28 protein-coding genes, 1 tRNA gene and 2 pseudogenes are annotated in these 25846 nt (G+C 66.5%); 22 read left to right on the top strand and 9 right to left on the bottom strand.

Annotation, left to right across the window (positions count from 1 at the left end; translation table 11 throughout):
- Positions 1–106 precede the first annotated feature (106 nt).
- Positions 107–805, bottom strand: a complete 699-nt coding sequence (locus CFN17_RS00760) for a response regulator transcription factor (RefSeq protein ID WP_208749529.1) — start codon at positions 803–805, stop codon at positions 107–109.
- Between the two features lie 243 nt (positions 806–1048).
- On the opposite strand from CFN17_RS00760, the gene CFN17_RS00755 reads away from it, so the two are divergent.
- The 7 genes from CFN17_RS00755 (at position 1049) to CFN17_RS00725 (ending at position 7257) form a co-directional block, all read left to right on the top strand.
- The gene (locus CFN17_RS00755) at positions 1049–1783 is read left to right on the top strand and encodes a permease (RefSeq protein WP_208749528.1); all 735 of its coding nucleotides are present in this window, start codon (positions 1049–1051) and stop codon (positions 1781–1783) included.
- A 172-nt stretch (positions 1784–1955) separates the two neighbouring features.
- The gene (locus tag CFN17_RS00750; protein WP_208749527.1) at positions 1956–2570 is read left to right on the top strand and encodes an FABP family protein; all 615 of its coding nucleotides are present in this window, start codon (positions 1956–1958) and stop codon (positions 2568–2570) included.
- 54 nt (positions 2571–2624) lie between these two features.
- Positions 2625–3362, top strand: coding sequence for a flavodoxin family protein (locus CFN17_RS00745; protein ID WP_208749526.1), 738 nt, complete (start codon positions 2625–2627; stop codon positions 3360–3362).
- 64 nt (positions 3363–3426) lie between these two features.
- A complete protein-coding gene (locus tag CFN17_RS00740; protein WP_208749525.1) occupies positions 3427–4509 on the top strand; it encodes a folate-binding protein YgfZ in 1083 nt (360 codons plus the stop codon).
- Positions 4506–4913, top strand: coding sequence for an ankyrin repeat domain-containing protein (locus tag CFN17_RS00735; protein WP_208749524.1), 408 nt, complete (start codon positions 4506–4508; stop codon positions 4911–4913). Before CFN17_RS00740 ends, CFN17_RS00735 begins: the two co-directional genes overlap by 4 nt.
- A gap of 161 nt (positions 4914–5074) precedes the next feature.
- Entirely contained in the window at positions 5075–5638 is a 564-nt protein-coding gene (locus CFN17_RS00730; RefSeq protein WP_208749523.1) for a PadR family transcriptional regulator, read from the top strand.
- Between the two features lie 83 nt (positions 5639–5721).
- Positions 5722–7257, top strand: coding sequence for a DHA2 family efflux MFS transporter permease subunit (locus tag CFN17_RS00725; RefSeq protein ID WP_208749522.1), 1536 nt, complete (start codon positions 5722–5724; stop codon positions 7255–7257).
- A gap of 27 nt (positions 7258–7284) precedes the next feature.
- Here CFN17_RS00725 and CFN17_RS00720 read toward each other — a convergent pair whose 3' ends face one another.
- From CFN17_RS00720 to CFN17_RS00700, 5 genes are all read right to left on the bottom strand, one after another.
- Positions 7285–7995 carry a GNAT family N-acetyltransferase gene (locus CFN17_RS00720; protein ID WP_208749521.1) on the bottom strand — a complete coding sequence of 237 codons (711 nt, stop codon included), beginning with the start codon at positions 7993–7995 and terminating at the stop codon, positions 7285–7287.
- 80 nt (positions 7996–8075) lie between these two features.
- The gene (locus tag CFN17_RS00715; protein WP_208749520.1) at positions 8076–9101 is read right to left on the bottom strand and encodes a 6-phosphofructokinase; all 1026 of its coding nucleotides are present in this window, start codon (positions 9099–9101) and stop codon (positions 8076–8078) included.
- Positions 9102–9283: 182 nt separating this feature from the next.
- On the bottom strand, positions 9284–9538 hold the full coding sequence (locus tag CFN17_RS00710) for a PspC domain-containing protein (RefSeq protein WP_208749519.1): 255 nt from the start codon (positions 9536–9538) through the stop codon (positions 9284–9286).
- 3 nt (positions 9539–9541) lie between these two features.
- The gene (locus CFN17_RS00705) at positions 9542–9805 is read right to left on the bottom strand and encodes a hypothetical protein (protein ID WP_208749518.1); all 264 of its coding nucleotides are present in this window, start codon (positions 9803–9805) and stop codon (positions 9542–9544) included.
- A gap of 1 nt (position 9806) precedes the next feature.
- Complete coding sequence (locus tag CFN17_RS00700) at positions 9807–11432, bottom strand: PspC domain-containing protein (RefSeq protein ID WP_208749517.1); 1626 nt, start codon at positions 11430–11432, stop codon at positions 9807–9809.
- A 124-nt stretch (positions 11433–11556) separates the two neighbouring features.
- Between CFN17_RS00700 and CFN17_RS00695 the strand changes: the two genes are divergently transcribed.
- Together CFN17_RS00695 and CFN17_RS00690 are read left to right on the top strand one after the other, a co-directional pair.
- Positions 11557–12942: an ATP-binding protein gene (locus CFN17_RS00695; RefSeq protein WP_208749516.1), complete on the top strand. Its 1386-nt coding sequence runs from the start codon at positions 11557–11559 to the stop codon at positions 12940–12942.
- Complete coding sequence (locus tag CFN17_RS00690) at positions 12939–13610, top strand: response regulator transcription factor (RefSeq protein ID WP_208749515.1); 672 nt, start codon at positions 12939–12941, stop codon at positions 13608–13610. Before CFN17_RS00695 ends, CFN17_RS00690 begins: the two co-directional genes overlap by 4 nt.
- 223 nt (positions 13611–13833) lie before the next feature.
- Here CFN17_RS00690 and CFN17_RS00685 read toward each other — a convergent pair whose 3' ends face one another.
- Positions 13834–15051 carry a pyridoxal phosphate-dependent aminotransferase gene (locus tag CFN17_RS00685; RefSeq protein ID WP_208749514.1) on the bottom strand — a complete coding sequence of 406 codons (1218 nt, stop codon included), beginning with the start codon at positions 15049–15051 and terminating at the stop codon, positions 13834–13836.
- Positions 15052–15326: 275 nt separating this feature from the next.
- On the opposite strand from CFN17_RS00685, the gene CFN17_RS00680 reads away from it, so the two are divergent.
- From CFN17_RS00680 to CFN17_RS00655, 6 genes are all read left to right on the top strand, one after another.
- Positions 15327–15399, top strand: a tRNA-Trp gene (locus tag CFN17_RS00680).
- A 79-nt stretch (positions 15400–15478) separates the two neighbouring features.
- Positions 15479–15763, top strand: a complete 285-nt coding sequence (secE, locus tag CFN17_RS00675) for a preprotein translocase subunit SecE (RefSeq protein ID WP_208749513.1) — start codon at positions 15479–15481, stop codon at positions 15761–15763.
- A gap of 113 nt (positions 15764–15876) precedes the next feature.
- Positions 15877–16710: a transcription termination/antitermination protein NusG gene (gene nusG, locus CFN17_RS00670; protein ID WP_208749512.1), complete on the top strand. Its 834-nt coding sequence runs from the start codon at positions 15877–15879 to the stop codon at positions 16708–16710.
- Positions 16711–16839: 129 nt separating this feature from the next.
- Entirely contained in the window at positions 16840–17271 is a 432-nt protein-coding gene (gene rplK, locus CFN17_RS00665; protein ID WP_190987336.1) for a 50S ribosomal protein L11, read from the top strand.
- Between the two features lie 152 nt (positions 17272–17423).
- A complete protein-coding gene (gene rplA / locus CFN17_RS00660) occupies positions 17424–18131 on the top strand; it encodes a 50S ribosomal protein L1 (RefSeq protein WP_208749511.1) in 708 nt (235 codons plus the stop codon).
- Between the two features lie 135 nt (positions 18132–18266).
- Positions 18267–19382 carry a GNAT family N-acetyltransferase gene (locus CFN17_RS00655; protein ID WP_208749510.1) on the top strand — a complete coding sequence of 372 codons (1116 nt, stop codon included), beginning with the start codon at positions 18267–18269 and terminating at the stop codon, positions 19380–19382.
- 309 nt (positions 19383–19691) lie between these two features.
- Here the strand turns inward: CFN17_RS00655 and CFN17_RS00650 are convergent, their stop codons facing one another.
- Together CFN17_RS00650 and CFN17_RS00645 are read right to left on the bottom strand one after the other, a co-directional pair.
- Complete coding sequence (locus CFN17_RS00650; RefSeq protein WP_208749509.1) at positions 19692–20264, bottom strand: flavin reductase family protein; 573 nt, start codon at positions 20262–20264, stop codon at positions 19692–19694.
- Positions 20265–20275: 11 nt separating this feature from the next.
- A complete protein-coding gene (locus tag CFN17_RS00645) occupies positions 20276–20860 on the bottom strand; it encodes a flavin reductase family protein (protein WP_222612645.1) in 585 nt (194 codons plus the stop codon).
- A 227-nt stretch (positions 20861–21087) separates the two neighbouring features.
- Here CFN17_RS00645 and CFN17_RS00640 point away from each other — a divergent pair, with 227 nt between their 5' ends.
- The 7 genes and pseudogenes from CFN17_RS00640 to rplL all read left to right on the top strand — a co-directional run bounded on the left by CFN17_RS00640 (position 21088) and on the right by rplL (position 25761).
- Complete coding sequence (locus CFN17_RS00640; protein ID WP_208751259.1) at positions 21088–21465, top strand: MerR family transcriptional regulator; 378 nt, start codon at positions 21088–21090, stop codon at positions 21463–21465.
- Positions 21466–21795: 330 nt separating this feature from the next.
- Entirely contained in the window at positions 21796–22005 is a 210-nt protein-coding gene (locus tag CFN17_RS00635; protein WP_208749508.1) for a tautomerase family protein, read from the top strand.
- A gap of 181 nt (positions 22006–22186) precedes the next feature.
- Positions 22187–22621: pseudogene (locus CFN17_RS20060) on the top strand (PIN domain-containing protein); the annotation flags it as partial.
- Positions 22622–22649: 28 nt separating this feature from the next.
- A pseudogene (locus tag CFN17_RS00630) lies at positions 22650–23063 on the top strand (AAA family ATPase); the annotation flags it as partial.
- A 214-nt stretch (positions 23064–23277) separates the two neighbouring features.
- On the top strand, positions 23278–24387 hold the full coding sequence (locus tag CFN17_RS00625) for a GNAT family N-acetyltransferase (protein WP_208749507.1): 1110 nt from the start codon (positions 23278–23280) through the stop codon (positions 24385–24387).
- A gap of 322 nt (positions 24388–24709) precedes the next feature.
- Complete coding sequence (rplJ, locus tag CFN17_RS00620; RefSeq protein WP_208749506.1) at positions 24710–25303, top strand: 50S ribosomal protein L10; 594 nt, start codon at positions 24710–24712, stop codon at positions 25301–25303.
- Positions 25304–25383: 80 nt separating this feature from the next.
- Positions 25384–25761, top strand: a complete 378-nt coding sequence (gene rplL / locus CFN17_RS00615; protein ID WP_208749505.1) for a 50S ribosomal protein L7/L12 — start codon at positions 25384–25386, stop codon at positions 25759–25761.
- Positions 25762–25846: the final 85 nt, after the last annotated feature.

Below are 25846 nucleotides of genomic sequence, written 5' to 3'. Positions count from 1 at the left end.
GCCCCGCCCTCGAGAAGATGTTCCGGAATTGATCCGGATTCGATCCTCGGGACGGGGCCTTCAGTGCTGATTGGGGCAGGGCTGCCGGGTGCCGGTGGCGGTCCGCTCAGGCTTCGGTGAGTTCGTCCTCGGGCTGCCGGACCAGGGTCAGGCGGTAGCCGACATTGCGGACGGTGCTGATCAGGTTCTCGTGGTCGGCGCCGAGCTTGGCGCGGAGCCGCCGGACGTGGACGTCCACGGTCCGGGTGCCGCCGTAGTAGTCGTAGCCCCAGACTTCGGTCAGCAGCTGCTGGCGGGTGAAGACCCGGCCGGGGTGCTGGGCCAGGTACTTCAGCAGTTCAAATTCCTTGAAGGTCAGGTTGAGGGCGGCGCCGTTGACCCGGGCGGTGTAGCTGGCCTCGTCGATCACGACGCCGGCCGCCCGGATTTCGCTCGGGGCATCCTCCTGCTCGGGGACGGCGCGGGCGACGCCGAGCCGGATCCGGGCCTCGACTTCGGCCGGTCCCGCGGATTCGAGGAGGATGTCGTCCACGGCCCATGCCGAGGACACAGCGGCCATGCCGCCTTCGGTGAGGATGAGCATCAGGGGAGCGCTGAGGCCGGTGGCCTTGAGCAATTGGGTGAGGGAACGTGCGCCGACCAGGTCCTTGCGGGCATCCAGCAGGACGATGTCGCAGGGATCCGTCTCAAGCAAGGCGGTGGGCTCGGCCGGGAGGATGTGTACCCGGTGGTTTAGCAGTTCCAGCGCAGGCAGGACGTCCACGGATGTTCCGGTGCTGTTCGTCAATAGCAGGATGTGCGACATTGTTCCTCCAAGGGGTGTCCGCGCATCGTTGGGCGTCTGTGGTGCTGATCTCGAGTATACCTAAAGGCCCCTTTCCGGCCATGGTCCCGTCACTTCCGGCCGGTCCTTTTGCGACACATACCGTTCACATAGGGCAGGATTGAACCGTCAGGGCTGCGGCCCGTTGAAATTGAGCCGAGTCGAATTGGGGTCCGCAGTGAGCGAAGGTAAGACCACGACAGGTCTGCCGATGGCGAGTGCACAGTGAAGTCGTGGAGCGTCGGGGTCATCGGCCTGGTGTGCCTCGCGGCCACGGTTGCCGGTGCCTACTCCTCGCCGCAGATCCTCCTGGCCGTCGCGGTCCTCACCGCCGCCGGCGTCGGCATCGGCTGGCCCCATTTTCTCGGCATCCCCGCCAGGAAGACCCTGGCGGTCCTGATCGGACTGCCCGGCGTGGGGTCGGCTGTGGCCGCAAGCTATCTTCCGGCGCCGGGCTTCCTGGACTGGACGCCGTCGTTCATGGCGGTCGGTGTCATGGCCATCTTTGTCATGCAGCTGATCCGCGGCACCGGGCAGGCGCAGCGCCTTGAATCCACGCTGGGCTCGTGCGCCGGTGTCCTGCTCTCCTGCCTGGGCGCGGGCTGGATCGCGAGTTCGCGGTTCAACGGGGTCCGCGAGATGCTCCTCGTGGCGGCCATCAGCGCAGCCATCGCCCTGATGGCCGGATTGATCCGCTGGCCTGACCGGATCGTGGCTCCCCTGGGCATCGTCGGTGCCGGGCTCGCGGGACCGCTCGCAGGACTGGTGTTCTCCGATATCGCCGTGCTGCCCGCCGCCCTCGCCGGCATCGTGGTGGGGGCGGTGCTGGTGAGTTTCCGGCGCCTCGTCGTCCTCGGCGGTGAAGGCCTGGGTCTGCTGGCCGCCGTCGGCATGGGGCTGGGGCCGGTCTCGGCGGTCGGTTCGCTGGCCTACTTCATAGACAAACTACTCATCTACTAAGCGTTAGGATGGCATCATGTCCGTACTTGCATATGAAATCTTCTTCCTTGTCCTGCTCGCCGTGGCCGGCCTGTCCATGGCCTGGTTTGCCGGCTTTGTCGTCTACCGCCTCTTCAAGGGCCAGAAGTAACCCGGTCTTTTTCAGACCCCGTAATTTCCCGAGGTAGTTGCTGTGCCGATTGAAATTCCCACAGATCTGACCCCCGAAATCGTTCCGCTGTCCTGGCTCATTGGTGAGTGGGAGGGCCGCGGCCGGCTGGGCGCCGGCGACGAGGACTCAGAGCACTTCCTGCAGCACGTCTCCTTCACGCACAACGGCCTGCCGTACCTGCAGTACCGTGCCGAGAGCTGGCTGACCGATGACGAGGGCACCAAGCTGCGTCCCCTCACTGTCGAGACCGGCTTCTGGGCGCTGGAGCGCAAGCAGCGCGAGGAAGACGGCGGCCCCGGCCTGACCCCGGCGGACATCGTGCCCGTGCTCAAGAGCGCCGATGAGGTCGAGGCCCTGCGCAACAGCGACGGCGGCTTCGACATCTCGGTGTCCATCGCCCACCCCGGCGGCATCTCCGAGCTCTACTATGGCCAGATCAAGGGCCCCCAGATCCAGCTCAGCACCGACATGGTGATGCGCGGCAGCCACTCCAAGGAGTACACGGCCGCCACCCGGATCTTCGGCCTGGTGGACGGGAACCTGCTGTGGCGCTGGGACGTGGCCACGGGCAAGAGTTCCGAGTCCGGCGGCGGCCTGGAAGCACACGCATCGGCCATCCTCGCCAAAGTAAGCTGAATACACGGTCTCACTGATTTTTCCGTCGTCCGCACTGACCAGGGAGAAAACACCGTGAATGACGCAGTCACCGGCACCGGCGCCGGGAAGACCAGCTACGCCGACCTCAAGGCCGTGTACTTCAACGGCACCCTTAAGAAGTCCCCGGACGTGTCCAACACCCAGGGCCTGATCGAGGTCAGCCGCCGGATCATGGAGAAACAGGGCGTGACCACCCGCGTCATCCGCACGGTGGACCACGACATCGCCAGCGGTGTCTACCCGGACATGCGCGAGCACGGCTGGGCCACCGACGAATGGCCGGAACTCTACCCGGCCGTCCTGGCGGCGGACATCGTGGTCGTCGCCGGACCCATCTGGCTAGGGGACAACTCCTCGCAGACCAAGAAACTGATCGAGCGCCTCTACGCCCACTCGGGGCAGCTGAACGCCAAAGGCCAGTGGGCGTACTACCCGAAGGTGGGCGGCTGCCTGATCACCGGGAACGAGGACGGCATCAAGCACTGCGCCATGAACGTCCTGTATAGCCTGCAGCACATCGGCTTCACGATCCCGCCGCAGGCCGACGCCGGCTGGATCGGACCCGTCGGGCCGGGGCCGAGCTACCTTGACGCAGGTTCAGGGGGCCCGGAGAGCGACTTCACCAACCGCAACACCACCTTCATGACCTGGAACATGCTGCACCTGGCCCGGATGCTCAAAGACGCCGGCGGCATTCCCGCCTACGGCAACCTCCCCGATGCCTGGAAAGCAGGCACCCGCTTCGACTTCGAAAATCCGGAATACCGCTGAGCGGGCCGCCCGCTGAATGCCGCATGACCGGAATACGCACAGAGCTAAGGACGTTCCTTTCAATATGACTATGAAGAGCCCCCTGTTGTCGCGCCCGGCCGCGGTCGAGGCCGGCGGTGCCGACGCCGGCGTCGCCGCCCACTACGGCGAGCCGCTGCGGGAGCAGCGGGCACTGGCCGCCGGGACCGCCGTCGTCGATCTCTCCAACCGCGGTGTGGTCACGGTCAGCGGTCCGGACCGCCTCAGCTGGCTCAACACCCTCTCTTCCCAGCAGCTCACCGGCCTGGCCCCGGGACAGTCCACCGAACTGCTGCTGCTCAGCGTGCAGGGCAGGATCGAATTCGACGCCCGCGTGGTGGACGACGGCGGGACCACCTGGCTGATCGTCGAGGCGGCCGAAGCTGCCCCGTTGGCCGAGTGGCTCACGAAGATGAAGTTCATGCTCCGGGTCGAGGTCGCCGACGTCTCGGCGGACTGGGCCGTGGTCGGGTCCACGCGCCGCATCGCGGAGTGGTCCGGCCTCCTGGCCTGGGAAGACCCGTGGCCGCACGTCGCCGCGGGCGGGTACTCCTACGCGGTGGTGGGCGAGGACGCCCACCCCGGCCTGGAACGGCCGTGGTTCGAATACCTCGTTCCCGCCGCCGCGCTGGCCGACACCGTAGGGGACAGGGCGCTGGCCGGCACCATGGCCGCCGAGGCGCTGCGGATCGCCGCCTGGCGCCCGCGGTGGGGCGCGGAAACCGACGACAGGACCATCCCGCACGAACTCGACCTCCTGCGCACCGCCGTGCACCTGGCCAAGGGCTGCTACAAGGGCCAGGAAACGATCGCCCGCGTCCACAATCTGGGCCACCCGCCGCGGCGGCTCGTGTTCCTCCAGCTCGACGGCTCCCAGCACACCCTGCCCGCCGCCGGCAGCGAGGTCCGTGCCGGTGACCGCAAGGTGGGCACCGTGACCTCGGTGGCGCAGCACTATGAGATGGGCCCGGTGGCCCTGGCCGTCATCAAGCGCTCCGTCGCCCCGGACGACACCCTGAGCGTCGTGGACGGGGACGAGTCCTACGCCGCGGCGCAGGAACTCATTGTTGCCCCCGACGCCGGCCAGGTGGTGGGACGCCAGACCGGCTTCCTGCGGGGTACCCGATGAACAGCGAGTCGCCCGCGAATAATTCCGCGCCCGACGACGAGACTCTGGCGCTGGCGCACGCGCTCTTCGACGCCGCCCGCGAGGGCAACTCCGCGGTGCTGGGCAGCTACCTGGCAGCCGGAGTCCCGGCAACCCTGACCAATGCCGCCGGCGACTCGCTGCTCATGCTGGCGGCCTACCACGGCCACGCCGGCACAGTCCGGCTGATCCTGGACCACGGCGGCGATGCCAACGTGCCCAACGACCGCGGGCAGACGCCGCTCGCCGGGGCCGTCTTCAAGGGCTACACGGATGTGGCCCGGGAACTGCTGGCCGCCGGGGCCGACCCCGACGCCGGCACCCCCTCGGCGCGGGCCGCCGCGCAGATGTTTGCCCGGACGGACATCCTCGACCTGCTCGACTGATGGGGCCGGGTCCGCCCGGGCCCGGTTCCTGGACCGGGCCCCGGCGGAACGGGCAAAATTGCCTTCAAATACTCCGCGTGGAATAATCGTTACGGAATAACCGGAGCCGCACCGGAAAACACACCGGACAACACACCGGGGACGGAAGGGGAGAGCGCGCCATGGCCCGGACCACCGCACTGACACCGCTGGGCCTTGCCGCACTCTCGCTGCTCGTGGAAGAGCCGATGCATCCCTACGAGATGTACCAGCTGCTGATCGCCCGGCACGAGGACCGGCTGGTCAAAGTCCGGCCGGGGACGCTCTATCACGCTGTCGCACGGCTCGAGGAGCAGGGCCTGGTCGCCGCCACGGGAACGGACCGGGAAGGAAACCGCCCGGAGCGCACCACGTACACGATCTCGGCCGCCGGCCGCGAAGCCTTCACGAACCGGCTGCAGGACATGCTCGCCGCCCCGGTCAACGAATACCCGTCCTTTCCGCTGGCCGTCTCGGAGGCTTACAACCTGCCGGCCGGCGTCGTCCTCGATCTTCTTGACCGGCGGCTCCAGGCGCTCCAAGGGCAGCTCGACTCCCTGGCCTCCGGCGAGGAACTGCTCCGCAAGAAAGGCGTGGAACGCAAGTACTGGATTGACCTTGAGTACCAGCAGGGCATGCTGCAGGCGGAGATCGCCTGGATCCGCGGCCTCCAGGACCAGCTGCGCTCCGGCGCGCTGCCCTGGTGACCGCCGTGCCCGGCGGCCCGGCCGCACCCTCCCCGCAGCGGCCGCCGTCTTCTCCTTATTCGCACCAGACCTAAAGGAACCCCATGGAAAACGTAGCCCGGCCATGGCCGGCACTCTGGTCCCTGGTGATCGGCTTCTTCATGATCCTGATCGACACCACCATCGTCTCGGTGGCCAACCCGAGCATCATGGCGGGACTCAACACTGACATCAACTCCGTCATCTGGGTCACCAGCGCCTACCTGCTCGCCTACGCCGTGCCGCTGCTCATCACCGGCCGTCTGGGGGACCGCTTCGGACCGAAGAAGCTCTACCTGTCAGGGCTCGTGGTCTTCACCCTGGCCTCGCTGTGGTGCGGCCTTTCCGGGAATGTCGAGATGCTGATCGCCGCCCGCGTGGTGCAGGGCCTCGGCGCGGCCATGATGACGCCGCAGACCATGGCCGTCATCACCCGGATCTTCGCCCCGGACCGCCGCGGGGCGGCCATGGGCATCTGGGGCGCCACGGCCGGCGTCGCCACCCTGGTCGGCCCGATCCTCGGCGGCGTCCTGGTGGACGGGCTGGGCTGGGAATGGATCTTCTTCATCAACGTCCCGGTCGGCATCGCCGGCTTCATCCTCGCCATGCGCTTCGTCCCCACGCTCAGCACCCACCCGCACAAGTTCGACATCCCCGGCGTGCTGCTCAGCGCCCTGGGCCTGTTCCTCCTGGTCTTCGGCATCCAGGAAGGCGAGACCTACGACTGGGGCACCATCGTTGGCCCCATCACCGTCTGGGGCCTGATCATCAGCGGCATTGCCGTGCTCGCGGCCTTCGTCCTCTGGCAGCGGTTCAACACCGGCGAGCCGCTGCTGCCGCTGTCCCTGTTCAAGGACCGGAACTTCTCGCTGGCCAACATCGCCATCACCACCGTGGGCTTCACCGTCACGGCGTTCGGCCTGCCGCTGATCTTCTACTACCAGATCGTCCGCGGCCTGACCCCCACCGAGTCGGCCCTCATGATGGTGCCGATGGCCCTGATCTCGGGCGGCCTCGCGCCGGTTGTCGGCCGGATCATCGACCGGGTCAACCCGAAATTCATCACCGCCTCGGGCCTGGTCCTGATGTCGGTGGCCCTATTCTGGAACGCGCTGCTCATGCACCCGGACACGCCCATCTGGCTGTTCCTGCTCCCGAGCGCCGTCCTGGGCTTCGCCAACGCCGGAATCTGGGCGCCTTTGAGCTCCACCGCCACCCGGAACCTGCCGCCGCGGCAGGCCGGGGCCGGCTCCGGCGTGTACAACACCACCCGCCAGATCGGCGCGGTCCTCGGCAGCGCCGCCATCGCCGTCCTCATCCAGGCACGGCTGGCGGCCGAGCTCCCAGCCCGGGCCGGGGCAGGCGGCGCCGTCAGCCCGATGGGCTTCGGCGGGGCCCTGCCGGAACCGCTGCATGAAGGATTTTCGACGGCGATGGGCCAGTCCATCCTCCTGCCGGCGGGCGTCATCCTGCTTGGCGCAGCCGTCGTGCTCTTCTTCGCCAAGCCCAAGCCCGTCCAGGGCTGGGGCGAGCCGGCGCCCGCGGCCGCAGGGGCGGAAGCAGCAGACCAGGACAGCGACCAGGCGGTCGAGCGCCGCTAAGCTGCGCTAACGCCGGCGGCGTCCGGTTCAGCCCAGCAGCACGCTGGTCTGGATGCCGCCGGCGGAGAATCCAAGGCTCCGGGCCAGGGCCAGCGAGCCCTTGTTGCTGACCTCGGAACGCCACTGCAGGGTCAGCCCGGCGGCGAGGGCCTCGTGCGCGGCGATCGAGGCGGCCAGTCTGCCCAGCCCGCGGCGCCGCCATTCCGGTGCGACCAGGACACCCAGATGGGCCAGGAGCCCCTCCCACTCGGTGTACGCGCCGCAGGCCACGGGGGTGCGGCGGCCGTCCTCGAGGTGCATGACAGTGAAGCGGTGTTCCAGGTCCGCCAGGCCCACCTCGTTGACATCGTCAGGCGGGCAGAAGCTCTCCAGCTCGATCGCCTCGGGGTTCCCGTGCGAGACGGTCAGCTCCTCGGACGGCTGCTGCAGCGGGAGGTCGTCGGCGAAGAACAGTGCGGCGGCGCCCAGCCCGTGCCCGCCGTGGCCGCGGGTGATGGTCAGCAGCGTCACGTGCTGGGCGAGCTCCTCGTCGGTGTACCCGACGGCGGCATCCAGCGCCCACTGCGGCCCCACCAGCGCCGAATTTCCGAACAGCCGGACGAACTGCACGGCCCGGGCGGACTCGTCCGCCCGCGTCAGGCGCTCACCGGCGGCGGCCGCGAAGGCGCCGTCGTCGAACCCTAAACGGCGCGCCCACGCAAGCTGGACGATTTCAGCGGAACCGGGCTCAAGAGTCATGCCTCAACCCTACCCACGCGGCCGGGGCTCCGGCCGCAGCCGTGCCCGCTGAGGCGCGGGTTCGGCGCCGACGGCGCCGGTCAGCCGAAGAGGACGGCAGCCTCGTCGTAGCGGTCCTGCGGGACGGACTTGAGGTTTCCGAGCGCGGCGTCGAAACCGACGTGCACAATGTCCGTGCCGTGCAGCGACACCATCGTCCCCCAGCGCTTCTCGACCACCGAGTCGATGGCGGCCATGCCCAGCCGGGTGGCCAGGACCCGGTCGAAGGCGGTCGGGACGCCGCCGCGCTGGATGTGGCCCAGAACGGTGGCGCGGGTCTCGATGCCGGTGCGTGCCTCGAGCTCGGGCGCGAGCATCTCGGCGATGCCGCCCAGGCGCGGGCGGCCGAACGTGTCCAGTCCGCGCTCGGAGTGCGGAGACTCCTGGCCCTCGGGGACGAATCCTTCGGCGACGACCACCAGCGGGGCGCGGCCGCGGTCGCGGGCGGAGACAACCCACTCGGCGATCTGTTCCATCGACGCCTTCTGCTCCGGGATCAGGATGGCGTGCGCGCCGGAGGCCATTCCGGCGTGCAGGGCAATCCAGCCCACGTGCCGGCCCATGACCTCGGCGATCATGCAGCGGTGGTGCGATTCGCCGGTGGTGCGCAGCCGGTCGATCGCCTCGGTGGCGATTTCCACGGCGGTGTCGAAACCGAAGGTGTAGTCCGTGGCGTCGAGGTCGTTGTCGACCGTCTTGGGCACGCCCACGATCTTGAGGCCGGCGTCGGTGAGGCGCTTGGCGGCGGCCAGGGTGCCCTCGCCGCCGATGGCGATGATCGCGTCGATGCCCAGGCGGTCCATGTGGTCCTTGATGACCTCGGGGCCGCCGCCGTTTTCGAACGGGTTGGTGCGGGAGGTGCCAAGGATGGTGCCGCCCTGCTTCGCGATGCCCCGGACCATGGTGCGGGGAATCTCGACGATGTCGCCCTCCACCACGCCGCGCCAGCCATCCCGGAATCCTACGAACTGCTGGCCGTGGACGGCGATGCCCTTGAGGACGGCGCCACGGATGACGGCGTTCAGTCCGGGGCAGTCTCCGCCGCTGGTGAGGATTCCAATTTTCATGTCTTGGCTCAAATCCTGGTTTGAAGGGGTACAGGCAGAGCGCCACGCTGAGCTCACCTAGAGTCTAGTGGCGCGTGTGGGGTAGGACACAAACGGTTACACGCACCGGTGCCCCCGCCGTGATGGCAGGGGCACCGTACGTGCTGGCGTGCGCGGTGTTGCGTGACGCGCCGGCGGCCGGGTCAGGGCCGCGGGGAACGCTTCGCGAGGAACGATTCCAGGATGATGGCGTTGCGCTGGTCCGGCAGGAGCAGCCACGCGGCAATGTAGAACACGAAGGCCGGGCCGGGGAGCAGGCTCAGGAGCAGGTAGGCGATGCGGACCCACGCCACGTCGACATTCAGTTTGGCGGCAATCCCGCCGCACACGCCGCCGACCCAGCGCTGCGGACCGCGTTTCAGGCCGAGGCCCCGGACGGAGTTGAAGAATTTATCCATGGTTCAAGACTTCCCTGAAGTTGATTTATTGTCACGCCTGCGGGCCGAGAGGAGGCCGCCGATGATGAGGGCGGCGCCCGCGCCGATCATGAGCCCGATCAGGACATAGGTGCCGTTCAGGGCCACGATGCCGAGCCGGGAAATGATGATCAGTGCGGCCAGGGCCAGCACGATCAGCCCCCAGACCACGGTGCCCACCCGGGCCGGGGAGCCGGCCGGTTCCGGGTCCTGCCCGTCGCCCGGACGGGTGTCGTCATAGCTGCTCATGTCAGTTGCCTTCCTTGATGGTCACGTTGCTGACGGTGCCGGAAATCCGGACCACCATCCGGGCGCCCGGCTGGGACGTGTTGTAGTCGCTGTTCAGGTTGGTCACCCCGCCGTGGTCCCGGGTGCCTTCGTGCAGGTTCCCCATGGTCATGTCCGCCTGGATCTGCACGGGGACGGTGGCGGGAATGACGACGGTCAGGTTGCTGGCCGTCGCGTCGATCGGAATGACGACGTCGGTGCGCAGCGGCGGGTCCAGGGCCACCTTGCTGAGGTCAGCCGTTCCGGTCCCGCCCGTGATCTCAAAGCCGCCGCGGGCCTGTTCGATGCTGGCAGGCGCCCAGTCGGCGTTCTGGAACCGGAACCGGTCGCCGTGCGGTATCACGCTGAAGATTCCGCCGATCAGCAGGGCCACGACGGCGAAGAAGCTCAGGATCCCCGAGGTCCGTCCGCGCAAGCCCGCTATCAGGATCCCGAGGCCCAGGATGCCGGCGGCGACGGCCCAGACCAGCGCGTTGCCGGCGTCGCCGAGATTGATCACGTGGGCGGCGTCGAGGGCCTTGATGCCGCCACCTACCAGGAGCGCGGCGCCGACCGTAATGGCGACGGCCGGCGCGCCCGGGCCCAGGTTGCGCGGGGCCGGCCGCGGCGGAACGGGCCCCGGCTCCGGGAAGTAGCCGCCGGGGGGCATGGAACCCGGCGGGGTGGCAGCCGGTGCGCTCAGCCCCCAGTCAGGCCCGGCGGGGGAGGCGACGGAATCGTTGACGGGTCCGGGGTAGGCGGGGCCGCCGTCGTGCGGGAAGTCCGTGGCGGCGGCCGGCTGCCCGGCGCCGGCAGTGCCGGCAAACGCTGCGGCGCCGGCAGGGCTGCTGGACTCGTAGCGCGATGACATGGGAGCGGCTCCGTTCCGGGACTTGTTGCGCTGGGTCAGGTAGTAGACGACGTAGATGGCACCGCCCACCCAGAACACGGTCCAGACGAAGGCACCGAAGCCGTACCGGTCCCAGCCCCAGACGCCGGCGCCGAGGCTGGGGAAGCCGATGACGGTGGTGATGAGGGCGCCGGTCATGCCGGCAGTCCACCGGCCGGCGGCAGCCTCCTGGACGTGGATGCGGCCGTCGGGTTCGGGCAGCAGTGCCCAGGCCAGGCCGTAGGCGAGCACACCCAGGCCGGCGAACACCGTCAGGACGATCAGGACACCCCGAATGATCAGGGGGTCGATGCCGAGCCGGTGCGCGATGCCGCTGGCGACGCCGCCGATCCACCGGTCGCGTCCGCGGGAGATGCCCTGGCTGCGGATCCAGTCGAAGAAGTTCTGCCCCTGCGGTCCCGGCATGGGTCCGCCCTGCGGCGGTCCGTCCGGGGTCGGAGTTCCGCCGTAGTACGGCGGCGGGGCATAGGGGCCCTCCGGGTCGCCGGTGGCGTAGAGCCGGGGCGGCTCCTGCTGCCGTCCGCCGCCCGGCCCGGCGGCGGACGGGCCCGGGTAGGGCGAACCGGCGTCGGCCTGGCCTGCGTCGGTTGGGCCTGCGTCGGGAAGACCGCTTTCGGCGGAATCCGGGGCTGATTGATCCGTCGCGTGCCGGTCAGCGGAGGACCGGCCTTCATCGGGGTGCGGAGTGTGCGGGTTCATACTTCGATCCTTCCCGTTCACGCTGCCGGGCTCTACTGGGGAACACCCTGAACTGTCCCTGAGCGGCCCCCGGTTCGGCCGCCAAACCAGCCCGGGAAACCCCGATCCGTGCTTGGATTGATTCATGACAACCCCGCGCCCTCCGCTGGTCCGCAGCAGCGACCGCGTGATCGCCGGCGTCTGCGCAGGCCTCGCCAACCACCTGGGCTGGCCGGTGCGCATGGTCCGGATCGGCATGGTGGTCGCCGCGCTCGCGGGCGGCGCCGGGGTTGCCTTCTACGCGTGGCTCTGGATCATGGTCCCCACCGCGGATGAGAGCGATCGGCGCAATACCCGCCGCCCGGCGTCGCCCATTGCTCCGGCCGTCAGCGACCCCCGCGCCGCCGGCGTCCCGGGCACCTCCGGGTCCCCGGTGCCGGATGGGACCGCGGAGACTGCCCGGACGGCACCGCAGGGGTCCTGGCGGGCCAGGATGCCCGGCATGGCCTTCGGCAAGGAGATCCTGCTGGGCGCGGGCTTGCTGCTGGCCGCCGGGATCCTGATCGCCCGGCTCCTGGGGGTCGACGTGCCGCTGGGCACGCTCATCCCGGTGGCGGCGATCCTGGGCGGTGCCGCGATCGCCTGGATGCAGCTGGACGAGACCCGCCGCGCCGGACTCGTGGACAAAACCAAGGCGGACCAGGCAGGCGGCTGGGCCCGCCTCGCGGCCGGCCTGGCCCTCGTGGTGGCCGGAGTGCTGGTGATGGTCTCCGGCTCGGGGTCCTGGGAGCAGACCTGGCTGGCGCTCCTTGCCTCCGTCGCGGTGCTCGGCGGCGTGGCCCTGGTGCTGCTGCCCTGGGGGCTGAAATTCTGGCGGGACCTGGAAACCGAGCGCGCCGGCCGGGTCCGGGCCACCGAGCGCGCCGAGATCGCCGCCCACCTCCACGACTCCGTGCTGCAGACTCTCGCCCTGATCCAGCGCCGCGCCGGTAACGAACACGACGTCATCCGGCTCGCCCGCGCGCAGGAACGGGAGCTGCGCGGCTGGCTGTACCGTGACGCGGACAAGGAACCCGGCAGCCTGTCCGAAGGCGTCAAAGCCGCCGCCGCCGAGGTCGAAGATGCTTTGGGGGAGGCGGTTGAAGTGGTCAGCGTGGGCGACTGTGTCATGACCCAACGCCATGAGGCCCTGGTCCAGGCCGCCCGCGAGGCCATGCTGAACGCCGCCCGCCACGGCGGCGGTGCCGTGTCCGTCTACCTCGAAGTCACGGACGGCGCCGCGGAAGTCTTCGTCAAGGACCGCGGCCCGGGCTTCGACCCGGACTCCGTTCCGCCGGACCGGCTCGGTGTGCGGGAGTCGATCATCGGGCGGATGCACCGGCACGGAGGCACCGCCGCCATCATCAGCAGCCCGGACGGCACCGAGGTGCGGCTTCGGCTGCCGGTCACCGACGGCGCATCAGCCGGAACTACTTCTGCCGGAACTGCGGCGTCTGCCGCCAACAACAGCAACGGAGAGGCCAAACTGTGAGCAGTTCAGCACCGGAAAACCGTGCCCCGATCCGGGTCGTGATCGTGGACGACCACGCCATTTTCCGCTCCGGACTGAAGGCCGACCTGGACCCGGACATCGCCGTCGCGGGCGAGGCCGGGACCGTGGAGGAGGCGGTCGCCGTCATCGCAGCCCAGCGCCCCGACGTCGTCCTCTTGGACGTCCACCTGCCCGGCGGGCGGGGCGGCGGTGGCCGGGAGGTGCTGGCCGGGTCGGCGCCGCTGCTGGCCACCACGCGGTTCCTGGCGCTGAGTGTCTCGGATGCGGCCGAGGACGTGGTGTCCGTCATTCGGGCCGGCGCACGCGGCTACGTCACCAAGACGATTTCCGGGGCCGAGATCAGCGGGGCCGTCCGCCGGGTAGCGGGCGGCGACGCCGTCTTCTCGCCCAGGCTGGCGGGTTTCGTCCTGGACGCGTTCGGGACTGCCCCCGCGGACATCGCCGACGACGAGCTCGACAAGCTCTCGGCCCGGGAGCTCGAAGTGATGCGCCTGATCGCGCGCGGGTACAGCTACAAGGAAGTGGCCAAGGAGCTGTTCATCTCGATCAAGACGGTCGAAACCCACGTCTCGGCCGTCCTGCGGAAACTTCAGCTGTCCAGCCGCCACGAACTGACCCGCTGGGCCGCCGAGCGCCGCCTCCTCTAACAACCCTCCCGCAGGTCCTGCGCTGCAGGACCCGACCCTCCCGCAGGTCCTGCGCTTCAGGACCCGACCCTCCCTCAGATCCTGCGCTTTAACGCCCGGCCCTCCCGCAGGTCCTGCGCTTTAACGCCCGGCCCTCCCGCACCGTGGTGCGGGAGGGTCCGGTTTGAATCCCCCATAAGTGAGGGAGCATCGTGCTTTTTTGAGCGAAAAGTGAGGGAGGGTGCTATTGGGCCTTGCCGAGGAAGTCCTGCAGGCGGCCGACGCCGGTCGCCAGGTCCTCGTCGCCCAGGGCGTAGGACAGGCGCAGATAGCCGGACGGCCCGAAGGCCTCGCCCGGAACCACGGCGACCTCAACCTCATCGAGAATCAGCGCGGCGAGCTCGGCCGACGTCGCGGGCCGTACCGGACCGTTCGCGGACGGGAATTCCCGGCCCAGCAGCGCACGGACGTCCGCGTACACGTAGAACGCGCCCTTCGGCGTCGGGCATTCGACGCCGTCAATGGCGTTCAGGCCGGCGACAATCGCCTTGCGGCGGCGGTCAAAAGCCACCTTCATCTCATCGACGGCAGTCAGTGGCCCGGATACGGCGGCCAAGGCGGCGATCTGGGGGATGTTGGAGACGTTCGACGTGGCGTGGGACTGCAGGTTGGTGGCCGCCTTGATGACGTCCGCGGGGCCGATCATCCAGCCCACGCGCCAGCCGGTCATGGCGTACGTCTTGGCGACACCGTTGAGGATGACCACCTTGTCGCCGAGTTCCGGAACCGCGGTGGCGATCGACGTGAACGGCACGCCGTCGTAGGTCAGGTGCTCGTAGATTTCGTCGGTGACCACCCACAGGCCCTTGGACGCCGCCCACTGGCCGATCGCCTTGACCTGCTCCGGCAAGTACACGGCGCCGGTGGGGTTCGAGGGGGACACGAAGAGCAGGATCTTGGTGCGGTCGGTGAGGGCAGCCTCCAGCTGGTCCACGGTGACCAGGTACTCCTGCTCCGGGCCCGCGAAGACTTCCACCGGCACGCCGCCGGCGAGCCGGATGGCCTCCGGGTACGTGGTCCAGAACGGGGTGGGGACGATCACCTCGTCGCCCGGATCCAGCAGCGTGGCGAAGGTGTTGTACACGGCCTGCTTGCCGCCGTTGGTGACCAGTACCTGCGACGCTTCGGCCTTGTAGCCGGAATCCCGGAACGTCTTCTCCGCGATGGCCTGCTTGAGCTCCGGCAGCCCGCCGGCGGGGGAGTAGCGGTGGTACTTCGGCTGGCTGGCGGCCTCGATGGCGGCCTGCACGATGTAGCCGGGGGTCGGGAAGTCGGGTTCTCCGGCGCCGAAGCCGATCACCGGCCGGCCGGCCGCCTTCAGCGCCTTCGCCTTGGCATCGACGGCCAGTGTGGCGGATTCGGCTATGGCGGAAATGCGCTGGGAAATGCGGGCGGCAGACATGGGCGGGTCCGTTCTTCGCTTGCAGCTGGAAGGCTGGATGTGGGATTCGACGAAATCTACTCTATGCTGTTCACCGGATCCCCCGCGGCGCCGGAACGGAAATGTGACTGACTGCTTTCAGTTGGCTTTTCCGGGCCTGCAGGGGCCGGAAGAGGGCCGGTTCGACGTAGACGCAGATCTTGCGTAGACTGGTTCTCCGGTGTTGAAAACACGATGATGGTCTGCGCCTCAGGGAAGCCTGTGGAAAGCATCGGCCGGAGCGGTTTTCGCCCCGAAGGGTAGTGGCGCAATTGGTAGCGCAGCGGTCTCCAAAACCGCAGGTTGCAGGTTCGAGTCCTGTCTGCCCTGCGCATGCTGTTCCGGATCATCCGGAGCAAGCGCAGCAACCATGGTTCAGTTCAGAGCCGGGTATCCGATCATTGCGAGGATGAGTGAGGACCAGGTGACCGAAACAGCTGCCAGCAGCTCCAAAGGCCGCCCCGCTAAGAACGCCGCTAAGCCCGGCTTCTTTGCTCGCATCGCGATCTTCATCCGCCAGGTTATTGGCGAACTGAAGAAGGTCGTCGCACCGACCCGTAAAGAACTGATCAACTACACGCTCGTGGTGCTGGTGTTCGTGACCATCATGATGATCATCGTCACGCTGCTGGACCTGGCCTTTGGGACCGCGGTCAGCTGGGTCTTCGGCGGCAGCGGCCCCACGGACCGCTAAGGCGACCGGTCCGCAGACTGCGTGGAGGCCCCGGGAAACCGGAGGTTCCGCGGGGTGTGCGGAATTGAGTCATTTAAATAGGCATGTTAGGCAATGAGGAAGCAGGAGACCAAGTGTCTGAGCAGGAGCTCGAGGTAACTGAGACTGGGCTGGATAAGAGCCAGGACGCCGCGGTGGAAACCACGGAAGAGTCCGAGGCTTTGTCTGCTGCACCCGAATCCGACGTCACTGACGAGGCCGTAGCCGCTGAGGGCGACGACGAGGCAGCAGTTGCCGACGACGTCGACGCTGAAGAAAGCGCCGAAGCTGAAACCGACGCGCTGGCCGCGGCAGCCGCCAAGGCCGACGTCGACCCTGCCGAGGAGTTCAAGGCCAAGCTGCGCCGCCAGGAGGGTGACTGGTACGTCATCCACTCGTACGCAGGATACGAGAACCGCGTCAAGGCCAACCTTGAGACCCGCATCCAGACCCTGGACATGGAAGACTACATCTTCGAAATCCAGGTTCCGATGGAGGAAGTCGTTGAGATCAAGAACGCTCAGCGCAAGGTGATCAACCGCGTCCGCATCCCCGGCTACGTCCTGGTCCGCATGGACCTCACCGACGCTTCCTGGGGCGCCGTCCGCCACACCCCCGGTGTCACCGGCTTCGTGGGCAACGCCCACAACCCGGTCCCGCTGCGCCTCGATGAGGTCTTCTCCATGCTGGCCCCGGTCTTCGAGGAAGAGCAGGCCGAGAAGGGCAAGCCCGTCAAGCACGCGGCCGCCCAGGTGGACGTCGACTTCGAGGTCGGCGAGTCCGTCATCGTCAAGGAAGGCCCGTTCGAGACCCTTCCCGCCACGATCTCCGAGATCAAGATCGATTCCCAGACCCTCGTGGTGCTGGTGTCCATCTTCGAGCGCGAAACGCCGGTCACCCTGGCGTTCAACCAGGTCAGCAAGATCTAGCTGATCCCACAGAATTCGCTCCGGACTGCCTGCTTAGCAGCCACGGGGCGGCCGGCCGCCTTGCCATGGCGGCCACCAACCTGAGGCACGCTCCTGTGCCCCAGGACGTATTTGAGAGAAGGACCTACATTGGCTCCCAAGAAGAAGGTCACCGGCCTCATCAAGCTGCAGATCCAGGCAGGTGCCGCTAACCCGGCCCCGCCGATCGGTCCTGCGCTTGGCCAGCACGGTGTCAACATCATGGAATTCTGCAAGGCGTACAACGCTGCGACGGAAGCCCAGCGCGGCAACGTTATTCCGGTCGAAATCACGGTCTACGAGGACCGTTCGTTCACGTTCATCACCAAGACCCCGCCGGCTGCGGAGCTGATCAAGAAGGCTGCAGGCGTTGCCAAGGGTTCCCCGACCCCGCACACCGTCAAGGTTGCCAAGCTGACTCAGGCACAGGTCAACGAGATCGCCTCCACCAAGATGGAAGACCTCAACGCCACCAGCCTCGAAGGCGCAGCGAAGATCATCGCCGGCACCGCCCGCTCCATGGGCATCACGGTCGAAGGCTAATCGAAGGCGACCAGCCTTCCCGCCGGGAAACCGGCACCACCTAATACATAGAAAAATCGGAATTCCGGAACGGTCCAACCGGCCGGAGCGCCGACTGTGGCAGGGCCCAGCGCGGTCCGCAGACCACAACTGCACAAGGAGAAATAAGCAGCATGGCAAAGCGCAGCAAAGCATATGAGGCAGCCGCCGCCAAGATCGACGCGGAGAAGTTCTACGCGCCGTTCGAGGCAGTGACGCTGGCCAAGGACACCAACCCGTCCAAGTTCGACGCCACCGTTGAGGTTGCATTCCGCCTGGGCGTTGACCCCCGCAAGGCCGACCAGATGGTCCGCGGCACGGTCAACCTGCCCCACGGCACCGGTAAGGTCGCCCGCGTCCTCGTTTTCGCAACGGGCGACAAGGCCGAAGCTGCCATCGCAGCCGGCGCCGACTTCGTTGGTTCCGATGACCTGATCGAAAAGATTGCTGGCGGCTGGACCGACTTCGACGCCGCCGTCGCCACCCCTGACCTCATGGGCAAGGTTGGCCGCCTCGGTAAGGTCCTGGGTCCCCGCAACCTGATGCCGAACCCGAAGACCGGCACCGTGACCGCTGACACCGCCAAGGCTGTCAACGACATCAAGGGCGGAAAGATCGACTTCCGCGTCGACAAGCACTCGAACCTGCACTTCATCATCGGCAAGGTGTCCTTCGACGCTGTCAAGCTGGCCGAGAACTACGCGGCAGCACTGGAAGAGGTCCTGCGCCTCAAGCCGTCCGCTGCCAAGGGCCGCTACATCCAGAAGGCCACCGTGGCCACCACCTTCGGCCCGGGCATCTCGGTTGACCCCAACGTCACCAAGGTCCTGACCGAGGCCTAAGCCTCGCCCGGCTCGCGAAACAAACACTGAAAGACCGTCCCGCAATTGCGGGGCGGTCTTTCCTCATCTTAGGGAGCGGTCCCTGCCCCCGGCGGCATCCTTGGCTGCGCAGGGGCCGCCGGTTAGGCTGTCCCGGTGACTACGCCGACGTACCGCATAGAACCCCTGCACCTCCCCGAAACGCTCGATGCCGCCGACGCCGGAACTTTCCTGGAATTCGGCGAACTCTGCGATGCCCTGGTGCTGCAGACGTGGGGCAACCTGGACCGGGCGACCCCGGCGGAGGCCCGGCTCAGGTACTGGCGGGACACTGCATACCAGCGGACCCGGCTGTTCTATGTGCGCGTCGACGGCCGCATGGTGGCGCGGGCCTGGATCCGGTACGACCTGCAGGAAAACCTCCGCAGCGCCCTCGGCCATGTCCAGGTGCTGCCGGCCTTCGCCGGCCGCGGAATCGGCCGGAGCCTCCTGCGGCACACCGAAGCCCTGGCCCTCGAGGACGGCCGCACCATCCTGCAGACCTTCACCGAACACCCCGCGGATTACGACGCCGACGGCCCCGGCATGCTCAGGCCGCTCACCGGCACCGGCGCGGTCCCGGAGAACGAGCGCGGCGTGCAGTTCGCGCGGCGCGCCGGCTACCGGCTGGAACAGGTCGAACGGTTCAGCAGCCTGGACGTCCGCGCCGCCGCCGAGGTGCTGGACGGGCTTGAGCAGGAGGCCCTGGCCAAGGCCGGCGGGTACGAGCTGCTGTTCTGGGAAGACCGGTGCCCGGACGAACACGTCGGACAGCTCGCCCGTCTCATGTCCCGGATGAGCACGGACGCGCCCGCCGGCGGCCTCAGCATCGAGGAAGAGGTCTGGGACGCCGCACGCGTCCGGCATGTCGAAGACACCTGGCGGCGGGCCGGCAACGACGCCCTGGTGGTGGCCGCCCGGCACCGGGAGAGCGGTCAACTTGCGGCCTACACCGTGCTGGAACTGGCCCGCAGCAAACCGTGGCTGGCCGACCAGGACGACACCCTGGTGGCCGCCGCCCATCGGGGCCACCGGCTGGGCATGCTGGTCAAGATCGCCAATCTCCGCCGCCTTCTCGAGCTGTACCCGGCCGTGCAGCGCGTCAACACCTACAACGCCGCGGAAAACGGGCACATGCTGGCCATCAACGTCGCGCTGGGATTCCAGCCGGCCGGCTACGACGGCGAGTGGCAGCGCACCGCCGTCGGGGACCCCGACGTCAGCGAGGCCTGAGCCTGTGACTCGCGGCGATAAATGGCGGTGTTTTTTCGGCGCTGTTTGGCGCATCGTTCGGCCCGGTGAGGGATGAGTTGTGGGACAGGGCTGGTGGTTGAGGTGGGGTCGAGGGCCCTTGGCGGGATCGGAGGATTTCTTCCTCGACTCGTCCCGCCGAAGGACCTCGACTGTGTTTGAGAGACGGTGTCGCGTTGTGCTGCGGGATACACGAATTGCGGGGTCGTCGGGGCTGCCCGGGCCGCGGCAAGGGTGGATGGTCAATGCGCCGTCAAACGAGGGCAGCGCCCGTACGGGCCACGAAATCTGTCAGTCCTGTCCAGGGCCGTGGTTGAATTTCGTGCCCTGGCCCATCGCGTAGAACTGGCCGCCGGCGACATAGTGCACGGTGCGAAGTTCCTCTGGCGCCTCATCGAGGAGCCAGTGCCTGCCGTCGAAGACTCGACTGTCTGCCCAGGCCGACACGATTTCTCCCATGAAGGAATCAAATTCCTGTTCCTGCTGTGGATTGGGGATCACCTTGCACAGCAGGTAGCCGGCACTACCGGCCACCATCGGGATATCGCAGCCGTCTTGGTAGAAGAGTGGCAGATTGTCCAGCTTGTCGGGCATGGTGGATTTGCTGTGCCCGCCTACGTACAGCACGGTTTCCATCTGCTGGGCGGCAGGAATGTGCACCACGAAGTATCCGCTCTTCTCCACCAGCCTTCGGGTGTAGGATTGCGTGCCGAGATAGGCAATCACCTTGTTTGGCCCGCCCAGGCCAACCCATGCCGCCGCCATGACGTCTGCATCATCGTGATGCTTGGCGGAAAGCATGGTCGTCGCGCCGAGCTGGACAAGGCGGTAGGCCTTACTCAATTCAACAGGTCGAATCGTCATTTCAAACTTCCTTATCGCGGCGAGAGGACGCGGCCTTCGCTCCACGCGTCGCCTACCCTGTTGCCTAGCGTGAAATATCCTCGACTGAACGAATCGAAGAAGATCATGCCCAACCTGCCTGCATCGACTCGACCAGTCGCATCGAGCATCGATTCATCAACGGAAACGTTGGCAACACGCCCAATCACCGTGTGAATGTGCTCTTCGTACAGAACCTCCACCAACTCGCACTCGATGACCAACGTACTGCCGTCAATGATTGGCGCGTTGACATGCTTGGCCTTCTGGACTGTCAAGCCTGTCTTGGCGAACTTGTCGGGCACCTGGTAACCCGAGTAGGTGCCGAAAAAGTCGGCATATGGCATCAGTTCTTCCGTGGCAAGCGTCACTGTGAAGGCCCTCATTGCCTCAATGTTGCGATGGGTCTTCTTGTTCGTATTGATATTGAGGTTGATATAGCCGCCGTGGTTCAGTGCGCCCCAGTGGGAATTCATGAAGTTCACCCTGCCGACTTCGTCGTAGGTGCCGATCATGAAGAGTGGTGTGGGGTGTCCGTAGCCGAACTCCCGGGCGGTCAGGTCTTTCATGGTGCTCATTTCAGGAAATTTTTCTCTCTCGACGTGGTAGTTGCTTTCCGTGGCCGTTGCGAATCGGTCATGCGAACGTGGTTCAGAACTTCCAGGCTTCTTGCAAGAGCACCCGCCCGGTTGGTTGGGAACTGAGGCTGTTGCGGAACCGCCTCGTCGACGGGCACGCTTGTCAGCGTAAACTTTGACATCAGTGTCAAGGTCAAATCGGAGACGGAAGAGAAGGGAGATTGGCGATGAAGATCGGGGAGGTTGCCAAGAAAGTGGGTGCACCGACACGGATGCTCCGTCACTACGAGCAGCAGGGACTCATTCAGGCGTCGCGTTCGACGAACGGTTACCGCGACTACTCCGACGAGCAGATTGAGCATGCCCGGCATGTTCGCGCCCTTGTAGAAGCCGGCCTGTCAACGCGGATGATCAAGATCGTCCTCGACATCGAGGCCCCGGCGGCGCAGGAGCAACCCGACGAATGCAACCGCACTCTCGCGGAAGAGCTTGCCCGGGAACTACGCGTCGTGGAGAACAGGATTGTTTGCTTGGAGAAAAGCCGTGATGCCGTCATCGACTTCCTGCAGCGGACAAACCACTCAGACCTGCTCGCGACAGCGTGACTTCCGGGACGATCCATTGATTCGCGGGGTCGCTGAGCGACATCCCTGACCATGCGCTGGCCTTAGGGGCATGAAAGAGGGGCTGCGCAGTCTGCCGACGGCCGCGGCCGCAATAACGACGGTCCCTCGGTCTTCTTCTTCATTCAAAAGATGTGGGGATTTTGGCCTGGGATCGTCACAAGCACAGTCATCATCGTCGGATGTGGTCTGTTTCTCCCATGGCGGCACCGACGGCGGGACGGTCGATAGAGGATCCGCTAACGGAACATCACGCAATAGTGATCGAAAGGATTCCAGCCGAGGTTCCGCGGAGGATGCCATTATGTGTGGATGCCGCTCATCCAGGTTCACAATGCATCCCCGTCCTCCACCGAGAAGAAACGTCAGTTGCTGGCCGCGCTCACGGCCACCTACGCCGAGGTCATGGAAATCCGCCCCGACACCATCCGGGTGATCTTGCACGAGCTGCCCCGCGAGAACTGGTCTGTCGCCGGCATCACCCTGGCGGATTCAGGGCAAAACGAATCTGTCTCACCCTGATCGACGCAATACCAACCTCACGGATCGGATCAATGCCGGAACATCCGATGACCCGTTCGGAGATCCTCAACGCGCGCTTACGAATTGGTCACGCTTGTGGGCTGAGGAGCGGCCCGCAGGGACGTACGAGAACGCTCCCGTAGGCTGACCTCGTGCTGCACCTCCTCATAGACACCTCTACATGCCTCGACCTTGCGCAACGTCGCGACGGGCAGCGCTGGATCGTCGCTCTGCGAATACTCATCCACCACGAAAAGCAAAGCTGCTGGTCCCACCCGTAGTCATTGAGGAATTCGATCGCAACGACGCCCGCGTTCAGGCGGCGATGACGTCCAGTATTTCGGCCCGGTTTAGGCAGATCCGCCAGGATCTCATGACCTATGGCAGTGACGATGATGGTCACGCCGTGGAGGTCCTCGAAAACCTCGGCCGGCATCTCCCGCTCGTCGGAGCGATGACCACCCGGAACTTCCGGGAAATCCGTGAGCTCCTCGCGGCCGGCCAGATCATCGAGCAATCGGAGGTCGAGACGAACCGTGTTGTGGAGCGTGGGTTGAGAAAGGCCGCGCCGTTCCACAGTGGGAAGAACAGCGTCGCCGACGCCGTGATATTCGAGCTCTACCGAACCTCCGCCCACGAAACGGATCGACGAAGCCGAACGCCTCACCCCAACAGCCCTGGAACTCCTCCGAGACAACCACGACCGGACCCAGCTGGGGATCATCCTCATCGGCATGCCCGGCATCGACCAACGATTCCGCCACTACCCGCAGCTCTACAGCCGCCTCGGATTCTCCCATCGTTACCGCCCCCTCGGCCGCGACGAACTCCTGTTCGTCCTCGATCGGCACTGGAAAAGAATCGGCCGGTCGCTCGACCCCGACGACTTCACGGACGCCCAGGCAATCGCCGCGATCGAGCGGATCACCCGCGGTAACTTCCGGCTGCTCGAGCGGCTCTTCCCCCAGATCACCCGGGTGCTGAAGGTCAATCAACTCGAAACCATCACCGACGATGTCATCGAAGCAGCCGCCAGCACCCTGGTCATCGGCAACTAGCGACAAAGAGCGCCAACAATACACCGCCAAAAAGTGCCAAGCTCCACAGCCTGAGCCGGCGCGCACCCCGCAGCACAAATGGCACAGCAGCACAAATGGCACAGCGTCACCAATGGAACAGCGGCGCAAACCAGCATATGCTGGCGGGTGATAGCCCGGTTTGAGCCGGGTTGTACCGACGGCGGGTGGCAGAACGGCTGGGATGGTGCCCTCTATGGCAAACGAAGTACGGATTGAACAGCTGTGGATCCCCGATTCCCTCGACGCGCCCGATGCCGCTGACTTTCTCGCCGCCATCGAAGTGGGCCGGCGCGTCCGGATGCAGACCTGGGGCACCGATGACCTCGCCTACGCCCCGCAGGAGAAGCTGCTCGAGATGGCGGACCCCTACGAACGCCAGGTGATCCTCGTGGCCAAGGTCGACGGCGTCATTGTCGGGACGGCGGACATCGCCCTGCCGCTCGTGGACAACCTCGACCTCGCCGAATTCACCCTTGACATCCTGCCGGAATTCCGGGGCCAGGGGGTGGGCCGGCAGCTGCTCGAAGCCGCCGAGCACTTCGCCCGGGACGAGGGCCGCCACACCATCCTGATCGACACGAACCATCCGGGCTCGACGCTGACGGATCCGGAGGCCGAGCAACTGGTGCCCGGCAGCGGCGTCGGCTTCGTTCCGCTCGGCAGCCGGGACGTGGAGTTCGCCCGCCACACCGGCTACACGCTCCAGCACATCGAACAGTTCAGTTCCTGCTCCCTGCCGCTGGACAGTATGCTGGTCGCCGAACTCGAGGCCGAGGCGGAGGAAGCCAACGGCGGCCGGTACCGCCTGCACCACTGGACGGACCGCTGCCCGGACCAGTGGCTCGAGGCCGTCGCCGCCCTGGAAAACCGGGCCGGCGAGGACGACGTGCCGGACGCCGAAGACATGGTGTTCGACGGCGGCATCCTCCGGGAAGCCGAAGACGTGACCATTGCGCAGGGCCGCCGGACGGTGGTCACCGCCGTCGAGCACATCGCCAGCGGAACGCTGGTGGGCCTGACCACCATCAGCGTCCTGGCGCTGCGCCCCGACGTCGTCTTCCAGGACGACACCGTGGTGCTGCAGGAACACCGCGGCAACAAACTCGGCCTCCTGATCAAAGTGGCCAACATGGAGCGGCTGAGCGAACAGTTCCCGGACGCCCGGGTCCTCTACACCTGGAACGCCCCCGAGAACCGCTACCTGCTGAAGGTCAACCAGCAGCTGGGCTTCACGACAGCGGGCGTGACGGGGCTCTGGCAAAAGGAACTGCCCAACCTCGGTCCGAGCGTCAGCGACGGCTGACCGGGCCTGGCCCTGCCGCCACCCCGGGTCCGATTTGGAGCCTGCGCACCGTGTCCCGTAAGCTGGGAGGACCAAAGACCGTCGGTTGTTGGAAATCCACTCTCCCAAGCAAGGCTCACTTCTGCAGTCGCGCCGGGAGAACACAGTGGCTTTCCGGACGAAGGACCCTGAACATAGGGCGGCCGGCGCAGGTGAACGAAGCAAAGCTCCGCGGTCATGGACTGCGTTGAGACAAGCCCCGTGCATCTGCGCGGGGCGTTTTAGTTTTAGCTCTCGTGAGCGGGGACCCGGACATACCGGCACTATCCCCGGAAGGAGGGTTATGGCAACGCCTAGCAAGGTTTCAGCAGTAGCTGAGATCACTAACGATTTCAAGGAATCGACCGCCGCTGTCCTGACCGAATACCGCGGGCTCACCGTTGCACAGCTCAAGCAGCTGCGTGTTTCTCTCGGCCAGGAAACCAAGTTCTCGGTCGTCAAGAACACCCTGACCGCCATTGCAGCCAAGGAAGCTGGTGTCGAAGCATTCGACGGTCAGCTCGCCGGCCCCACTGCAATCGCGTTCATCAAGGGTGACGCAGTTGCCGCTGCCAAGAGCCTGACGGATTTTGCCAAGGCCAACAAGCAGCTGGTCATCAAGACCGGTTACTTCGAGGGCAAGGCACTGAACGCCAGCGAAGTTGCTGCCCTGGCAGCACTCGAGTCCCGTGAGCTGCAGCTCGCCAAGGTTGCCGGTGTCCTCAAGGCTCCTGCTGCCGCTGCTGCACGCATCATCGACGCACTGCGCCTCAAGCTTGAAGAAGAGAACGGTGCACCGGCAGCAGCCGAAGCGCCCGCCGCTGAAGAAGCTCCCGCAGCAGATGCAGCAGCCGAGGCCGAAGCACCGGCCGAAGCCGCAGCCCCCGAAGAGAACTAATCCTCTTCTCCATAAAGACTCCGGTGCGACGGCGGCCCCCGGGCCTGCCGGGCACCACCTATTAGGAAGGACGCCACACCATGGCGAAGCTCAGCAACGAAGAGCTCATTGAAGCTTTCAAGGAACTGACCATCATCGAGCTCTCCGAGTTCGTCAAGCTCTTCGAAGAGACCTTCGAAGTTACCGCAGCTGCTGTTGCCGTTGCCGGCCCCGCCGGTGGCGCTGCTGCTGAGGAAGCCGAAGAGAAGACCGACTTCGACGTCATCCTCGAATCTGCTGGCGACAAGAAGATCGCAGTGATCAAGGAAGTTCGCGCCATCACCTCCCTGGGCCTCAAGGAAGCCAAGGACCTGGTTGACAGCGCTCCGAAGGCCGTCCTCGAAGGCGCCAACAAGGAAGCTGCCGAGAAGGCCAAGGCTCAGCTCGAAGAAGCTGGCGCCACCGTTACCCTCAAGTAACTTCCGCCGTCCGGACCGTCCGCGGTCTGTGCTGCTTACGGGAAACCCCGTCCACTCCGGTGGGCGGGGTTTCCTGCATTCCCGG

It is taken from the genome of Arthrobacter sp. PM3, assembly GCF_003352915.1.
Taxonomy (GTDB): Bacteria; Actinomycetota; Actinomycetes; order Actinomycetales; family Micrococcaceae; genus Arthrobacter.
Note: the sequence above shows the minus strand (reverse complement) of the source record. Positions and strands in the feature narration are given on the sequence as shown.

Coding starts and splice junctions, on each gene's coding strand:
- CFN17_RS00760 (WP_208749529.1), bottom strand. CDS start 805: ATGTCGCACATCCTGCTATTGACGAACAGCACCGGAACATCCGTGGAC.
- CFN17_RS00740 (WP_208749525.1), top strand. CDS start 3,427: ATGACTATGAAGAGCCCCCTGTTGTCGCGCCCGGCCGCGGTCGAGGCC.
- CFN17_RS00735 (WP_208749524.1), top strand. CDS start 4,506: ATGAACAGCGAGTCGCCCGCGAATAATTCCGCGCCCGACGACGAGACT.
- CFN17_RS00730 (WP_208749523.1), top strand. CDS start 5,075: ATGGCCCGGACCACCGCACTGACACCGCTGGGCCTTGCCGCACTCTCG.
- CFN17_RS00725 (WP_208749522.1), top strand. CDS start 5,722: ATGGAAAACGTAGCCCGGCCATGGCCGGCACTCTGGTCCCTGGTGATC.
- CFN17_RS00720 (WP_208749521.1), bottom strand. CDS start 7,995: ATGACTCTTGAGCCCGGTTCCGCTGAAATCGTCCAGCTTGCGTGGGCG.
- CFN17_RS00715 (WP_208749520.1), bottom strand. CDS start 9,101: ATGAAAATTGGAATCCTCACCAGCGGCGGAGACTGCCCCGGACTGAAC.
- CFN17_RS00710 (WP_208749519.1), bottom strand. CDS start 9,538: ATGGATAAATTCTTCAACTCCGTCCGGGGCCTCGGCCTGAAACGCGGT.
- CFN17_RS00705 (WP_208749518.1), bottom strand. CDS start 9,805: ATGAGCAGCTATGACGACACCCGTCCGGGCGACGGGCAGGACCCGGAA.
- CFN17_RS00700 (WP_208749517.1), bottom strand. CDS start 11,432: ATGAACCCGCACACTCCGCACCCCGATGAAGGCCGGTCCTCCGCTGAC.
- CFN17_RS00695 (WP_208749516.1), top strand. CDS start 11,557: ATGACAACCCCGCGCCCTCCGCTGGTCCGCAGCAGCGACCGCGTGATC.
- CFN17_RS00685 (WP_208749514.1), bottom strand. CDS start 15,051: ATGTCTGCCGCCCGCATTTCCCAGCGCATTTCCGCCATAGCCGAATCC.
- secE (WP_208749513.1), top strand. CDS start 15,479: ATGAGTGAGGACCAGGTGACCGAAACAGCTGCCAGCAGCTCCAAAGGC.
- rplA (WP_208749511.1), top strand. CDS start 17,424: ATGGCAAAGCGCAGCAAAGCATATGAGGCAGCCGCCGCCAAGATCGAC.
- CFN17_RS00650 (WP_208749509.1), bottom strand. CDS start 20,264: ATGACGATTCGACCTGTTGAATTGAGTAAGGCCTACCGCCTTGTCCAG.
- CFN17_RS00645 (WP_222612645.1), bottom strand. CDS start 20,860: ATGAGCACCATGAAAGACCTGACCGCCCGGGAGTTCGGCTACGGACAC.
- CFN17_RS00640 (WP_208751259.1), top strand. CDS start 21,088: ATGAAGATCGGGGAGGTTGCCAAGAAAGTGGGTGCACCGACACGGATG.
- CFN17_RS00635 (WP_208749508.1), top strand. CDS start 21,796: ATGCCGCTCATCCAGGTTCACAATGCATCCCCGTCCTCCACCGAGAAG.
- CFN17_RS00625 (WP_208749507.1), top strand. CDS start 23,278: ATGGCAAACGAAGTACGGATTGAACAGCTGTGGATCCCCGATTCCCTC.
- rplJ (WP_208749506.1), top strand. CDS start 24,710: ATGGCAACGCCTAGCAAGGTTTCAGCAGTAGCTGAGATCACTAACGAT.
- rplL (WP_208749505.1), top strand. CDS start 25,384: ATGGCGAAGCTCAGCAACGAAGAGCTCATTGAAGCTTTCAAGGAACTG.